This is a genomic window from Bacillus sp. PS196, assembly GCF_037963555.1.
In the GTDB taxonomy this organism is placed as follows: Bacteria; Bacillota; Bacilli; order Bacillales; family Bacillaceae; genus Bacillus; species Bacillus subtilis.
Map to the genome: position 1 here is coordinate 106931 of NZ_CP150159.1, position 14288 is coordinate 121218.

19 protein-coding genes and 2 other annotated features are annotated in these 14288 nt (G+C 42.1%); all 19 genes read left to right on the forward strand.

The genetic code is table 11. From position 1 onward, the window contains the following. The 19 genes from disA (at position 1) to NST79_RS00675 (ending at position 14198) form a co-directional block, all read left to right on the forward strand. Positions 1–1083 (forward strand): DNA integrity scanning diadenylate cyclase DisA, encoded by a 1083-nt coding sequence (disA, locus tag NST79_RS00585; protein ID WP_003225736.1) that lies wholly within the window; start codon positions 1–3, stop codon positions 1081–1083. 115 nt (positions 1084–1198) lie between these two features. Then, entirely contained in the window at positions 1199–2299 is a 1101-nt protein-coding gene (locus NST79_RS00590; protein WP_003235014.1) for a PIN/TRAM domain-containing protein, read from the forward strand. A 14-nt stretch (positions 2300–2313) separates the two neighbouring features. Further along, positions 2314–3012: a 2-C-methyl-D-erythritol 4-phosphate cytidylyltransferase gene (gene ispD / locus NST79_RS00595; RefSeq protein WP_015252991.1), complete on the forward strand. Its 699-nt coding sequence runs from the start codon at positions 2314–2316 to the stop codon at positions 3010–3012. Then, the gene (gene ispF, locus NST79_RS00600; protein ID WP_003225745.1) at positions 3005–3481 is read left to right on the forward strand and encodes a 2-C-methyl-D-erythritol 2,4-cyclodiphosphate synthase; all 477 of its coding nucleotides are present in this window, start codon (positions 3005–3007) and stop codon (positions 3479–3481) included. Before ispD ends, ispF begins: the two co-directional genes overlap by 8 nt. Positions 3482–3571: 90 nt before the next feature. Then, positions 3572–5023, forward strand: a complete 1452-nt coding sequence (gene gltX, locus NST79_RS00605; RefSeq protein WP_014478617.1) for a glutamate--tRNA ligase — start codon at positions 3572–3574, stop codon at positions 5021–5023. Between the two features lie 2 nt (positions 5024–5025). Then, positions 5026–5256, forward strand: a binding site (T-box leader). A gap of 68 nt (positions 5257–5324) precedes the next feature. Beyond that, entirely contained in the window at positions 5325–5978 is a 654-nt protein-coding gene (gene cysE / locus NST79_RS00610; RefSeq protein WP_003225749.1) for a serine O-acetyltransferase, read from the forward strand. Further along, the gene (cysS, locus tag NST79_RS00615) at positions 5975–7375 is read left to right on the forward strand and encodes a cysteine--tRNA ligase (protein WP_014478619.1); all 1401 of its coding nucleotides are present in this window, start codon (positions 5975–5977) and stop codon (positions 7373–7375) included. Before cysE ends, cysS begins: the two co-directional genes overlap by 4 nt. 3 nt (positions 7376–7378) lie before the next feature. Further along, complete coding sequence (locus tag NST79_RS00620; RefSeq protein ID WP_004399685.1) at positions 7379–7810, forward strand: mini-ribonuclease 3; 432 nt, start codon at positions 7379–7381, stop codon at positions 7808–7810. After that, positions 7794–8543, forward strand: coding sequence for a 23S rRNA (guanosine(2251)-2'-O)-methyltransferase RlmB (gene rlmB / locus NST79_RS00625; protein ID WP_080528831.1), 750 nt, complete (start codon positions 7794–7796; stop codon positions 8541–8543). Before NST79_RS00620 ends, rlmB begins: the two co-directional genes overlap by 17 nt. Positions 8544–8549: 6 nt before the next feature. Then, positions 8550–9062: a ribosome-dependent mRNA decay endonuclease Rae1/YacP gene (gene rae1 / locus NST79_RS00630; RefSeq protein ID WP_003235032.1), complete on the forward strand. Its 513-nt coding sequence runs from the start codon at positions 8550–8552 to the stop codon at positions 9060–9062. A 62-nt stretch (positions 9063–9124) separates the two neighbouring features. Then, the gene (gene sigH / locus NST79_RS00635; RefSeq protein WP_003225758.1) at positions 9125–9781 is read left to right on the forward strand and encodes an RNA polymerase sporulation sigma factor SigH; all 657 of its coding nucleotides are present in this window, start codon (positions 9125–9127) and stop codon (positions 9779–9781) included. A gap of 92 nt (positions 9782–9873) precedes the next feature. Continuing rightward, on the forward strand, positions 9874–10023 hold the full coding sequence (gene rpmG, locus NST79_RS00640) for a 50S ribosomal protein L33 (protein WP_003156421.1): 150 nt from the start codon (positions 9874–9876) through the stop codon (positions 10021–10023). A 33-nt stretch (positions 10024–10056) separates the two neighbouring features. Next, on the forward strand, positions 10057–10236 hold the full coding sequence (secE, locus tag NST79_RS00645; protein WP_004399676.1) for a preprotein translocase subunit SecE: 180 nt from the start codon (positions 10057–10059) through the stop codon (positions 10234–10236). Positions 10237–10414: 178 nt separating this feature from the next. After that, a complete protein-coding gene (gene nusG, locus NST79_RS00650; RefSeq protein WP_003225764.1) occupies positions 10415–10948 on the forward strand; it encodes a transcription termination/antitermination protein NusG in 534 nt (177 codons plus the stop codon). Between the two features lie 167 nt (positions 10949–11115). Continuing rightward, a complete protein-coding gene (gene rplK, locus NST79_RS00655; protein WP_003156430.1) occupies positions 11116–11541 on the forward strand; it encodes a 50S ribosomal protein L11 in 426 nt (141 codons plus the stop codon). Between the two features lie 94 nt (positions 11542–11635). Beyond that, positions 11636–12334 (forward strand): 50S ribosomal protein L1, encoded by a 699-nt coding sequence (gene rplA, locus NST79_RS00660; protein ID WP_003235040.1) that lies wholly within the window; start codon positions 11636–11638, stop codon positions 12332–12334. A gap of 45 nt (positions 12335–12379) precedes the next feature. Next, positions 12380–12520, forward strand: a sequence feature (ribosomal protein L10 leader region). A gap of 65 nt (positions 12521–12585) precedes the next feature. Further along, the gene (rplJ, locus tag NST79_RS00665; RefSeq protein ID WP_003235042.1) at positions 12586–13086 is read left to right on the forward strand and encodes a 50S ribosomal protein L10; all 501 of its coding nucleotides are present in this window, start codon (positions 12586–12588) and stop codon (positions 13084–13086) included. 45 nt (positions 13087–13131) lie between these two features. Further along, positions 13132–13503 (forward strand): 50S ribosomal protein L7/L12, encoded by a 372-nt coding sequence (gene rplL / locus NST79_RS00670; protein WP_003156436.1) that lies wholly within the window; start codon positions 13132–13134, stop codon positions 13501–13503. Between the two features lie 89 nt (positions 13504–13592). Then, positions 13593–14198 (forward strand): class I SAM-dependent methyltransferase, encoded by a 606-nt coding sequence (locus NST79_RS00675; RefSeq protein ID WP_015252989.1) that lies wholly within the window; start codon positions 13593–13595, stop codon positions 14196–14198. Positions 14199–14288: the final 90 nt, after the last annotated feature.

Here is a 14288-nt window from a genome sequence, read left to right on the forward strand (position 1 = left end):
ATGGAAAAAGAGAAAAAAGGGGCGAAACACGAGTTAGACCTGTCATCTATATTGCAGTTTGTTGCTCCGGGTACACCGCTCAGAGCGGGGATGGAAAACGTCTTGAGAGCAAATACAGGCGGTCTGATTGTTGTTGGATATAATGATAAAGTAAAAGAAGTGGTGGACGGCGGCTTTCACATAAACACGGCTTTTTCTCCGGCGCATTTATATGAGTTGGCTAAAATGGATGGAGCGATCATTTTAAGTGATTCGGGTCAAAAGATCCTCTACGCGAATACTCAGCTGATGCCGGATGCCACAATTTCTTCATCAGAAACAGGAATGCGGCACAGAACTGCCGAAAGAGTAGCTAAGCAAACTGGCTGTCTTGTAATCGCCATTTCTGAAAGAAGAAATGTCATAACGTTATATCAGGAAAACATGAAGTATACACTAAAAGACATAGGATTTATTTTAACCAAGGCGAACCAAGCCATTCAAACACTTGAAAAATATAAGACAATCCTCGATAAAACGATTAATGCACTGAACGCGTTAGAGTTTGAGGAACTTGTTACCTTCAGTGATGTCTTGTCTGTCATGCATCGTTATGAAATGGTACTGAGAATCAAAAACGAAATTAATATGTATATCAAAGAGCTGGGGACAGAAGGGCATCTGATCAAACTGCAAGTCATTGAATTGATTACGGATATGGAAGAAGAGGCCGCTTTATTTATTAAGGACTATGTAAAAGAAAAGATTAAAGATCCGTTTGTTCTCTTGAAGGAGCTGCAGGATATGTCCAGTTATGATCTGCTGGATGATTCCATTGTGTATAAGCTTCTCGGTTACCCTGCTTCTACTAATCTTGATGATTATGTATTGCCGAGAGGATACAGGCTGTTAAATAAGATACCGCGTCTTCCGATGCCGATTGTTGAAAATGTTGTAGAAGCATTTGGAGTCCTGCCAAGGATTATTGAGGCGAGTGCAGAAGAATTAGATGAAGTAGAGGGAATCGGTGAAGTACGAGCCCAAAAAATCAAAAAAGGATTAAAACGCCTGCAAGAGAAGCATTATTTAGACAGACAACTGTGATTTCGGTTAAAACCTTATGAATACGGGTATATTAATGTTGGTTTTTGTTTATTCTGATATTCGTAGGATGCATAAGACTTTGTGAAATTAAAATGTTAAAAAAGGAGGTGGGGGTATGTTAAAACGAATAGTTCAGGCGTTCTTCATTATTTTTGGCGGCGTTGTTGGTATATTTTTGATACCTGAATTGTTTGTACTGTTAAATATACAGGACATACCTTTAATAACAAACGCATATACGTCTGCGGCAATAGGAGCAATTATCTTTTTTCTCATCAGTATATGGGGTACAGAATACGTTGTGAACTGGGTGAAGTGGATAGAGGATTCATTGTTAAAAGCGCCGGTTCCAGATTTGTTATTTGGAAGTCTTGGCTTAGTTTTTGGACTTATAATTGCTTATCTTATCGTAAATGTTATTCCTTTAGACAATATACCTTACCGCATATTCAGCACAATAATTCCTGTATTTTTGGCTTTCTTCCTCGGTTATCTCGGCTTCCAGGTGGGCTTTAAGAAAAAGGATGAATTGATCAGCCTGTTTTCCATTTCCGCCAGAATGCAAAAGAAAAAAGGAACAGCTGATGAAGAACATGAGGTTCAAGACAAGAAGCTGAAAATTTTGGACACTAGTGTTATTATTGATGGGAGAATAGCAGATATTTGTCAGACTGGTTTTTTAGAGGGAGTTATCGTGATTCCGCAGTTTGTCCTTGAGGAATTGCAGCATATTGCAGACTCTTCAGATGTTTTAAAACGAAACAGAGGACGCCGCGGTCTTGATATCCTGAACCGCATTCAGAAAGAATTAGACATTGAAGTTGAAATTTACGAAGGCGACTTTGAAGATATTCAGGAGGTTGACAGCAAGCTCGTCAAACTTGCTAAGCTGACATCCGGGGTCGTTGTGACGAATGATTTTAATTTAAATAAAGTGTGCGAGCTTCAGAAGGTAGCAGTATTAAACATTAATGACCTTGCCAATGCGGTTAAGCCTGTTGTGCTTCCTGGCGAGGAAATGAATGTTCAGGTCATTAAGGACGGGAAAGAGCATAATCAGGGAGTTGCCTACTTGGATGACGGTACGATGATTGTCGTTGAAGAAGGACGGAATTATATCGGCAAGCATATTGATGTACTCGTCACAAGTGTGCTGCAGACAGCAGCGGGACGAATGATTTTTGCGAAGCCTAAGCTGTTGGAGAAGGCGCTGTAAAGGGAGAAGAAACAATGAGTTATGATGTGGTGATTCCTGCAGCCGGACAGGGAAAGCGGATGAAGGCAGGGAGAAATAAACTGTTCATTGAGCTGAAGGGAGACCCGGTGATCATACACACGTTAAGAGTGTTTGACAGCCACCGGCAGTGCGATAAAATCATTTTGGTGATTAACGAGCAGGAGCGGGAGCACTTTCAGCAATTGCTGTCCGATTACCCGTTTCAAACTTCAATTGAGCTTGTTGCAGGCGGAGAAGAGCGGCAGCACAGTGTGTATAAGGGGCTGAAAGCCGTAAAGCAGGAAAAGATTGTCCTTGTACATGACGGTGCCCGCCCATTTATAAAACATGAACAAATTGACGAACTGATCGCAGAGGCGGAACAGACAGGAGCGGCCATCCTTGCTGTTCCGGTAAAAGATACGATTAAACGCGTTCAAGATTTACAAGTCAGTGAGACGATTGAACGTTCAAGCTTGTGGGCTGTCCAAACGCCACAAGCTTTTCGTCTTTCTTTATTGATGAAGGCTCACGCTGAGGCTGAGCGCAAGGGATTTTTAGGGACGGATGACGCCAGCCTCGTTGAACAGATGGAGGGCGGTTCGGTCCGTGTTGTAGAAGGCAGCTATACAAATATTAAGCTGACGACGCCAGACGATTTGACGTCAGCTGAAGCTATCATGGAATCAGAAAGTGGGAATAAACATGTTTAGAATTGGACAAGGATTTGATGTGCATCAATTAGTGGAGGGCCGTCCTCTCATTATTGGCGGAATTGAAATCCCGTACGAAAAAGGGCTGCTTGGCCATTCTGATGCAGACGTTTTGCTGCATACCGTCGCTGACGCCTGCCTGGGAGCTGTGGGTGAAGGAGACATCGGCAAGCATTTTCCTGACACAGATCCCGAGTTCAAGGACGCAGATTCTTTCAAATTACTTCAGCATGTCTGGGGAATCGTGAAACAGAAGGGGTATGTCCTTGGGAACATTGATTGCACCATCATAGCGCAAAAGCCGAAGATGCTGCCGTACATAGAAGATATGAGAAAAAGAATTGCTGAAGGCCTTGAGGCAGATGTTTCTCAAGTAAATGTAAAAGCAACAACGACAGAAAAGCTTGGATTTACAGGCCGGGCGGAAGGAATAGCGGCTCAGGCGACAGTACTGATACAAAAAGGCTAACTTGTTTTGATGCCGGGTCTATTTGGTGGTAGAATAGATTCATACATTTTTGCCTGAGGCCATACATGACATGAAAGGAAGTATTTGAAAATGGGAAACGAAGTACGCGTCCGTTATGCACCGAGTCCAACCGGACATTTGCATATTGGAAATGCCAGAACGGCGCTTTTTAATTATTTATTTGCCCGCAATCAAGGCGGTAAGTTTATCATCCGAGTTGAGGATACAGATAAAAAGCGCAATATTGAGGGCGGAGAACAAAGCCAGCTGAATTATCTGAAGTGGCTAGGTATTGACTGGGATGAGAGTGTGGATGTCGGAGGAGAGTACGGCCCATACCGTCAATCCGAGCGTAACGATATCTATAAAGTGTACTATGAAGAGCTTCTTGAAAAAGGGCTTGCTTATAAATGTTACTGTACGGAAGAAGAGCTTGAAAAAGAGCGTGAAGAACAGATTGCCCGCGGAGAAATGCCTCGTTATTCCGGAAAACACAGAGACCTGACTCAGGAAGAACAGGAGAAATTTATCGCTGAAGGCAGAAAACCAAGTATTCGTTTCCGCGTGCCGGAAGGAAAAATTATCGCCTTCAATGATATCGTAAAAGGCGAAATTTCTTTTGAATCAGATGGCATCGGCGACTTTGTTATTGTGAAAAAGGACGGAACGCCGACTTACAACTTCGCGGTAGCGATTGATGACTACTTAATGAAAATGACACACGTGCTGCGCGGTGAGGATCATATTTCTAACACACCGAAACAGATTATGATTTATCAAGCATTCGGATGGGATATTCCTCAGTTCGGACACATGACGCTGATCGTAAACGAAAGCCGTAAAAAGCTCAGCAAACGTGATGAATCCATTATTCAATTCATTGAGCAGTACAAAGAGCTTGGCTACCTGCCAGAAGCGCTGTTCAACTTTATCGGACTGCTAGGCTGGTCACCGGTTGGAGAAGAAGAGCTTTTCACAAAAGAGCAGTTTATTGAAATTTTTGATGTAAATCGTTTATCTAAATCACCAGCTTTGTTTGATATGCATAAGCTAAAATGGGTTAACAACCAATATGTGAAGAAGCTGGATCTTGATCAGGTTGTTGAACTGACGCTTCCGCATTTGCAAAAAGCGGGCAAAGTTGGCACTGAGCTTTCTGCTGAAGAACAAGAGTGGGTTCGTAAACTGATTTCCCTGTATCATGAGCAATTAAGCTACGGTGCGGAAATTGTTGAGCTGACTGATTTGTTCTTTACGGATGAGATCGAGTATAATCAAGAAGCGAAAGCTGTTCTGGAAGAAGAACAGGTTCCTGAAGTGCTCAGCACATTCGCAGCGAAGCTTGAAGAGCTTGAGGAGTTCACTCCGGATAATATCAAAGCATCAATCAAAGCAGTGCAGAAAGAAACTGGCCATAAAGGGAAAAAACTGTTTATGCCGATTCGTGTTGCTGTAACAGGGCAAACTCACGGTCCGGAACTGCCGCAATCAATTGAATTGATCGGTAAAGAGACTGCAATTCAGCGTTTAAAGAATATCTAAATAAATGATTGTTGACAGGGAAGAGTATAAAGCTTTAGGCCATTACAGAAAGGATCTTCATTGGCTGAGAGAGATCCATGAGCCGGGTTTTAGAAGTGCGCCCTTAAGACCTTTGAAGAACGTTTTTTGAAACCAGTATTCAAAGGCGGCCGCCGCCGTTACAGGCTGAAGTTGGGAGAGCAGAAGTCTGCTTTTCAAACAGAGTGGAACCGCGCGGTTAAAGCGTCTCTGTCATGTTTACATGCAGAGACGCTTTTTTTATTGGGTAGAGGAAATCAGATAGAGAAACGGGGGGAAGCATGTGTTTTTTAGAATGCTCAAAGAAGACATTGATACTGTGTTCGATCAAGATCCCGCAGCAAGAAGCTATTTTGAAGTGATTTTAACTTATTCCGGTTTACATGCTATATGGGCGCATCGGATTGCACATGCTTTATATAAACGAAAATTTTATTTCCTTGCACGCCTTATATCTCAAGTAAGCCGATTTTTTACCGGGATAGAAATCCACCCCGGCGCTACAATCGGGAGAAGATTTTTCATAGACCACGGCATGGGGGTTGTCATTGGGGAGACATGTGAAATCGGCAATAACGTAACCGTTTTTCAGGGGGTTACCCTCGGGGGAACGGGAAAAGAAAAGGGAAAAAGGCACCCAACGATTAAAGATGACGCATTGATAGCCACAGGTGCTAAAGTGCTCGGTTCTATTACGGTCGGTGAAGGCTCAAAGATTGGCGCTGGTTCAGTAGTGCTGCATGATGTTCCTGATTTTTCAACAGTTGTCGGTATCCCTGGACGGGTCGTTGTACAAAATGGCAAGAAAGTAAGACGCGATTTAAACCATCAGGATTTGCCCGATCCAGTTGCTGACCGCTTTAAGTCTTTGGAACAGCAGATTTTAGAGCTGAAGGCAGAACTTGAAGACAGAAAAGAAAGGATCAATCAAAAATGACAATCACACTTTATAATACATTGACTAGACAGAAGGAAACATTCGTTCCTCTTGAAGAGGGAAAAGTGAAAATGTATGTATGCGGACCCACGGTTTACAATTACATTCATATCGGGAACGCGCGTCCGGCAATCGTTTACGATACGGTTCGAAACTATTTAGAGTATAAAGGCTATGATGTGCAGTATGTCTCTAACTTCACAGACGTAGACGATAAATTAATTAAAGCGGCAAATGAACTCGGTGAGGATGTACCCACCATTTCAGAGCGTTTTATTAAAGCATACTTTGAAGACGTAGGTGCGCTCGGCTGCCGAAAAGCCGACCTTCATCCGCGAGTAATGGAGAACATGGATGCCATTATCGAATTCGTAGATCAGCTCGTGAAAAAGGGCTACGCATATGAATCAGAAGGTGACGTATATTTCAAAACCAGAGCGTTTGAAGGGTACGGAAAGCTTTCTCAGCAATCAATCGATGAACTTAGATCAGGTGCACGCATCCGAGTCGGCGAGAAAAAAGAAGATGCTCTTGATTTCGCACTGTGGAAAGCGGCAAAAGAAGGAGAAATCTCTTGGGATAGCCCTTGGGGGAAAGGACGTCCGGGCTGGCACATTGAATGCTCAGCAATGGTGAAAAAGTATCTCGGTGACCAGATTGATATCCATGCGGGCGGACAGGATTTAACATTCCCTCACCATGAAAACGAAATTGCGCAATCTGAGGCGCTAACAGGCAAAACGTTTGCGAAGTATTGGCTTCATAATGGTTATATCAATATTGATAATGAAAAAATGTCAAAATCACTAGGCAACTTTGTGCTTGTGCATGACATCATTAAACAGCATGATCCGCAGCTTTTGAGATTCTTTATGCTATCTGTTCATTATCGCCATCCGATTAACTATTCAGAAGAGCTTCTGGAGAATACGAAAAGCGCGTTCAACCGTTTAAAAACAGCGTACAGCAATCTTCAGCACCGTCTGAACAGCAGTACGAATTTAACCGAAGATGACGATCAATGGCTTGAAAAAGTTGAAGAACACCGCAAAGCATTCGAAGAAGCGATGGACGATGATTTTAATACGGCGAATGCCATTTCAGTCTTGTTTGACTTAGCGAAACACGCCAATTATTATCTTCAGAAAGATCATACGGCTGATCATGTGATTACGGCGTTTATTGAGATGTTTGACCGCATTGTTTCTGTCCTCGGTTTTTCGTTGGGTGAGCAGGAACTTCTCGATCAAGAGATTGAAGACTTAATCGAAAAGCGAAATGAAGCGCGCCGGAATCGCGATTTTGCATTGTCAGACCAGATCCGCGACCAGCTGAAAAGCATGAATATCATTCTTGAAGATACGGCTCAAGGCACTCGCTGGAAACGGGGAGAATAACAGATGCTTGAATTTGATACGATAAAAGATTCTAAGCAGCTTAACGGTCTTGCGCTTGCTTATATAGGTGATGCCATTTTTGAAGTGTATGTCAGGCATCACCTGCTTAAGCAGGGCTTTACCAAACCAAATGATCTTCATAAGAAATCAAGCCGGATTGTTTCAGCAAAGTCACAGGCTGAGATCCTATTTTTTCTGCAGAATCAATCATTTTTTACGGAAGAAGAGGAAGCGGTGCTGAAAAGAGGCAGAAATGCCAAGTCAGGGACAACACCTAAAAATACAGATGTTCAGACGTACCGCTACAGTACAGCATTTGAAGCGCTTCTGGGCTACCTTTTTCTAGAGAAAAAAGAGGAACGACTTAGTCAGCTCGTAGCCGAAGCTATACAATTCGGGACGTCAGGGAGGAAAACAAATGAGTCAGCAACATGATTACGTCATAGGGAAAAATGCAGTGATCGAGACGTTAAAATCTGATCGGAAGCTGTATAAGCTGTGGATGGCGGAAAACACCGTAAAGGGACAAGCACAGCAAGTGATTGAGCTTGCCAAAAAGCAGGGAATCACGATTCAATACGTCCCGAGAAAAAAACTCGATCAAATGGTGACAGGACAGCATCAGGGCGTAGTGGCACAGGTTGCAGCGTATGAATATGCAGAACTGGACGATTTATATAAAGCAGCCGAAGAAAAAAATGAACAGCCTTTCTTCCTCATTCTGGACGAGCTTGAAGACCCTCATAATCTTGGTTCCATTATGAGGACAGCAGATGCGGTCGGCGCTCATGGCATCGTCATTCCAAAACGGAGAGCTGTCGGGCTGACAACAACAGTGGCAAAAGCTTCAACAGGAGCAATTGAGCACATTCCTGTAGCAAGAGTCACCAATTTGGCACGGACGTTAGAAGAGATGAAAGAGCGGGGAATCTGGGTTGTCGGAACGGATGCGTCAGCGCGTGAGGATTACCGCAATATGGACGGCAATATGCCTTTGGCTCTAGTCATCGGAAGTGAAGGAAAAGGGATGGGCCGCCTTGTGAAAGAAAAGTGCGATTTTCTCATTAAACTCCCGATGGTCGGAAAGGTAACTTCACTAAATGCATCTGTCGCGGCTGGTCTTTTGATGTATGAAGTCTACCGGAAACGAAACCCTCTGGGAGAATAAAGACCCATGGATATCCTGTTAGTAGACGGGTACAACATGATTGGAGCCTGGCCGCAGCTGAAGGATTTAAAAGCGAACAGTTTTGAAGAGGCGAGAGACGTACTGATTCAGAAAATGGCGGAATATCAATCGTATACAGGAAACAGGGTTATTGTTGTTTTTGACGCGCATCTCGTAAAAGGGCTTGAGAAAAAACAGACCAACCATAGAGTTGAAGTGATTTTTACAAAAGAAAATGAGACGGCTGATGAGCGGATAGAAAAGCTCGCTCAGGCTTTGAATAATATTGCGACTCAAATTCACGTTGCGACCTCTGACTATACTGAGCAGTGGGCGATTTTCGGACAGGGGGCATTGCGGAAATCGGCCCGGGAGCTTTTGAGAGAGGTAGAAACGATTGAAAGGCGAATAGAGAGACGGGTAAGAAAAATCACTTCCGAAAAGCCGGCGGGTAAAATTGCTTTATCGGAAGAGGTTTTGAAAACGTTTGAAAAGTGGAGGCGGGGAGACTTAGATTAAGTTGACGCTTTTTTGCCCAATACTGTATAATATTTCTATCTACGTGCGCCGGGGGGATCGGAGTGAATCTACAGAACAACAAGGGAAAATTCAACAAAGAGCAGTTTTGCCAGTTGGAGGACGAGCAGGTCATTGAAAAGGTTCATGTTGGGGACAGTGATGCGTTAGATTACTTGATTACGAAGTACCGAAACTTTGTTCGGGCAAAAGCAAGATCCTATTTCTTAATAGGGGCGGACAGAGAGGATATTGTTCAGGAAGGCATGATAGGCCTCTATAAGTCTATTCGTGACTTCAAAGAGGACAAGCTTACCTCATTCAAAGCTTTTGCAGAATTATGTATTACCCGCCAAATTATTACCGCAATAAAGACAGCTACTCGCCAGAAACACATTCCTTTGAATTCCTACGTCTCATTAGATAAACCGATCTTTGATGAAGAATCAGACCGAACGCTGCTGGATGTCATTTCAGGAGCGAAAACCTTAAATCCTGAGGAAATGATCATTAATCAGGAAGAATTTGATGATATTGAAATGAAAATGGGAGAACTATTAAGTGATTTAGAGAGAAAAGTACTCGTCTTATATCTCGACGGGAGAAGTTACCAAGAGATTTCTGATGAACTGAACCGACATGTGAAATCGATCGACAATGCCCTTCAGCGTGTGAAACGCAAGCTGGAGAAGTACTTGGAAATTCGCGAAATCAGTTTGTAATAGGAATTTATGCTATATTGACAGTATTTTTCTGACTATGATATGTTACTAAAGATAAGAACTAATGTCTATTTAGAAAAAGGTGTAATGACATGAGAAAAAAGATTACGTTAGCATGCAAGACATGCGGAAACCGTAATTATACGACAATGAAGAGCTCTGCATCAGCGGCTGAGCGATTAGAAGTAAAGAAATACTGCAGTACTTGCAATTCACATACAGCTCATCTTGAAACAAAATAGTTTTTGCGCTTTTAAATTGTGGAGGTCTTTTACATGCGTATTATGAAATTCTTTAAAGATGTTGGGAAAGAAATGAAAAAGGTAAGCTGGCCTAAAGGAAAAGAGTTAACGCGTTATACCATTACGGTAATTTCAACAGTTATCTTTTTTGTTATCTTTTTTGCCCTCCTTGACACAGGAATTTCTCAATTAATTCGTTTAATAGTTGAATAATGATCAGCAATACGTGCTATAATAGATCATAATATTACTTGCCAAAACCCGTTCAGCGGGTTTTTTATTGTGGCTTAAAATGAAAGTTATCATAGGCTTGCCGCCTATTTTTTGAAGCGTTATGGTAATTCACTAAAACCAAATGCGGGGAGGGAAGGACTGGACAGTCCTGAATAGAATGGAAAAGAATTGGTATGTTGTTCACACGTACTCTGGTTATGAGAATAAAGTAAAAGCCAACTTGGAAAAGCGTGTTGAATCAATGGGGATGCAGGATAAAATTTTCCGCGTAGTCGTACCCGAAGAAGAAGAAACGGATATCAAAAACGGCAAGAAAAAAGTCGTGAAAAAGAAAGTATTCCCTGGTTATGTGCTTGTTGAAATTGTAATGACAGACGACTCTTGGTATGTTGTCCGCAACACGCCGGGCGTTACTGGATTCGTAGGATCTGCCGGGTCAGGTTCAAAACCGACGCCGCTTCTTCCGGGCGAAGCAGAAACCATTCTGAAGAGAATGGGCATGGATGAGCGAAAAACTGATATTGACTTTGAACTGAAAGAGACAGTGAAAGTAATAGACGGACCTTTTGCTAACTTTACAGGATCAATTGAAGAGATTGATTATGATAAAAGCAAGGTCAAAGTTTTCGTTAATATGTTTGGCCGTGAAACGCCGGTTGAGCTGGAATTTACCCAAATCGATAAATTGTAATGTGAAAAAACTTGAAATTGCTATATATAAATGATAATATAGCAAAGGTACGTCTTGGACTTATCCAAGGCAACTAGCATGATATTTCGTCATTCATATAAAGAATGAAACCTTGAGTGGGAGGGTTTACCCTATTACCACATCACGGACTTAAGGAGGTGTGTCTCGTGGCTAAAAAAGTAGTTAAAGTTGTAAAATTGCAAATTCCTGCTGGAAAAGCTAACCCAGCACCACCAGTTGGACCTGCACTTGGTCAAGCCGGTGTTAACATCATGGGATTCTGTAAGGAGTTTAACGCTCGTACAGCTGACCAAGCTGGTTTAATCATTCCTGTTGAAATTTCGGTTTACGAAGACCGTTCATTTACATTTATTACAAAAACTCCACCTGCTGCAGTATTGCTTAAAAAAGCAGCTGGAATTGAGTCTGGTTCTGGTGAACCAAACCGTAATAAAGTGGCAACCGTTAAGCGCGATAAAGTACGCGAAATCGCTGAAACGAAAATGCCTGACTTAAACGCAGCAGACGTTGAAGCGGCAATGCGCATGGTTGAAGGTACTGCCCGCAGTATGGGTATTGTAATCGAGGATTAATTTGTTTCTTGTCGGGTTGCGAGTTTTAACAAGTTCGCAACCCTTATTCGTGGGAGGTTATTCCGCTATAACCACATAAGGAGGAAATTTTGAAATGGCTAAAAAAGGTAAAAAGTACGTTGAAGCTGCTAAGCTTGTAGACCGTTCTAAAGCTTACGACGTCTCTGAAGCAGTAGCTCTCGTTAAAAAAACAAACACAGCTAAATTCGACGCTACAGTTGAAGTGGCTTTCCGTTTAGGGGTTGACCCTCGTAAAAACGACCAGCAAATCCGTGGAGCAGTTGTGCTTCCAAACGGAACTGGTAAAACTCAGCGCGTTCTCGTTTTCGCAAAAGGCGAAAAAGCGAAAGAAGCTGAAGCTGCTGGTGCAGATTTCGTAGGCGATACTGACTACATCAACAAAATTCAACAAGGCTGGTTCGATTTCGATGTAATCGTAGCTACACCTGACATGATGGGTGAAGTTGGTAAAATCGGTCGTGTACTTGGACCAAAAGGTTTAATGCCAAACCCTAAAACTGGTACAGTTACTTTCGAAGTTGAAAAAGCTATCGGCGAAATCAAAGCTGGTAAAGTTGAATACCGCGTTGATAAAGCTGGAAACATTCATGTTCCTATCGGTAAAGTTTCTTTCGAGGATGAAAAACTTGTTGAGAACTTCACAACAATGTACGATACAATCCTTAAAGCTAAACCTGCTGCAGCTAAAGGCGTTTACGTGAAAAACGTTGCTGTAACTTCTACTATGGGACCTGGTGTCAAAGTAGACTCTTCAACTTTTAACGTAAAATAATATTGACATGACATCAACATTCTGATATTATTCAAAATGTTGTAAAATAGAATATCATTTATACCGTAGACAGTAGGGGCCTAACCGCTTAATTATCCTACCGAGGTGTATATTATCACAGCTATTACGTTACGTATGCTTGTATATACAGCCTCCATGTCTCATGGAGGCTTTTTATATGGAATCCGTCGTCTCAGTCGTGATCACCTAACGGTATAAGTGTTACACAAGAATCTACAGGAGGTGTAACCATGAGCAGCGCAATTGAAACAAAAAAAGTTGTTGTTGAAGAAATTGCTTCTAAACTGAAAGAAAGTAAGTCAACGATCATCGTTGACTATCGCGGACTTAACGTTTCTGAAGTAACTGAACTTCGTAAACAGCTTCGCGAAGCTAACGTTGAGTTCAAAGTTTACAAAAATACGATGACTCGCCGTGCGGTTGAACAAGCTGAGCTTAATGGTTTGAATGATTTCTTAACTGGACCGAACGCGATCGCATTCAGCACTGAAGATGTTGTCGCTCCGGCTAAAGTTCTTAATGACTTCGCTAAAAATCACGAAGCTCTTGAAATCAAAGCTGGCGTTATCGAAGGTAAAGTTTCTACTGTTGAAGAAGTGAAAGCTCTTGCTGAACTTCCATCACGCGAAGGCTTGCTTTCTATGTTGCTTAGCGTACTTCAAGCTCCAGTTCGCAACCTTGCTCTTGCTGCAAAAGCTGTGGCAGAACAAAAGGAAGAACAAGGCGCTTAATCTAATCAGTTTTTCATAAATTAAAACAAAATGGAGGAATTACAAATGGCTTTAAATATCGAAGAAATCATTGCTTCCGTTAAAGAAGCAACTGTACTTGAATTGAACGACCTAGTAAAAGCAATCGAAGAAGAATTTGGCGTAACTGCTGCTGCTCCTGTAGCTGTAGCTGGCGGAGCTGCTGCTGGCGGAGCTGCTGAAGAGCAAAGCGAATTCGATCTTATCCTTGCTGGTGCAGGATCTCAAAAAATCAAAGTTATCAAAGTTGTACGTGAAATCACTGGTCTTGGCTTGAAAGAAGCTAAAGAACTTGTTGACAACACTCCAAAACCACTTAAAGAAGGTATTGCTAAAGAAGAAGCTGAAGAGCTTAAAGCTAAACTTGAAGAAGTTGGCGCTTCTGTAGAAGTTAAGTAATCTTCACTTACCTGTAGGGGAAGCTCGCTTTTATGAGGCGAGCTTTTTCTTTGCCATTCTTTAAGCCATGAAAAAAGGAGGTTCTAATAATGAGTGAGCACTATTATTCAGAAAAACCTTCAGTGAAAAGCAACAAGCAAACCTGGTCTTTTAGGCTTCGGAATAAAGATTTCACGTTTACCAGCGACAGCGGGGTTTTTTCTAAAAAAGAAGTTGATTTCGGCTCCCGCCTGCTGATTGATTCTTTTGAAGAGCCTGAGGTTGAGGGCGGCATTTTGGATGTAGGCTGCGGATACGGCCCGATTGGTTTATCGCTCGCCAGCGACTTTAAAGACCGGACTATCCACATGATTGACGTTAATGAGAGAGCCGTAGAACTATCAAATGAAAATGCGGAACATAACGGAATAACAAACGTTAAGATTTATCAAAGCGATTTGTTTTCAAACGTTGATTCTGCTCAAACATTTGCTTCTATTCTTACAAATCCCCCAATCCGAGCCGGAAAAAAAGTTGTCCATGCTATCTTTGAGAAAAGCGCTGAACACTTAAAAGCTTCAGGTGAATTGTGGATCGTCATACAGAAAAAGCAAGGCGCGCCTTCTGCCATTGAAAAGCTCGAGGAACTGTTCGATGAAGTTTCCGTCGTTCAAAAAAAGAAAGGCTATTATATCATAAAAGCAAAAAAAGTTTGACTCGGTATTTTAACTATGTTAATATTGTAAAATGCCAATGTATATATTTTGCTTGATATGATGAATTGTCAATATCTATGTATAAATTAT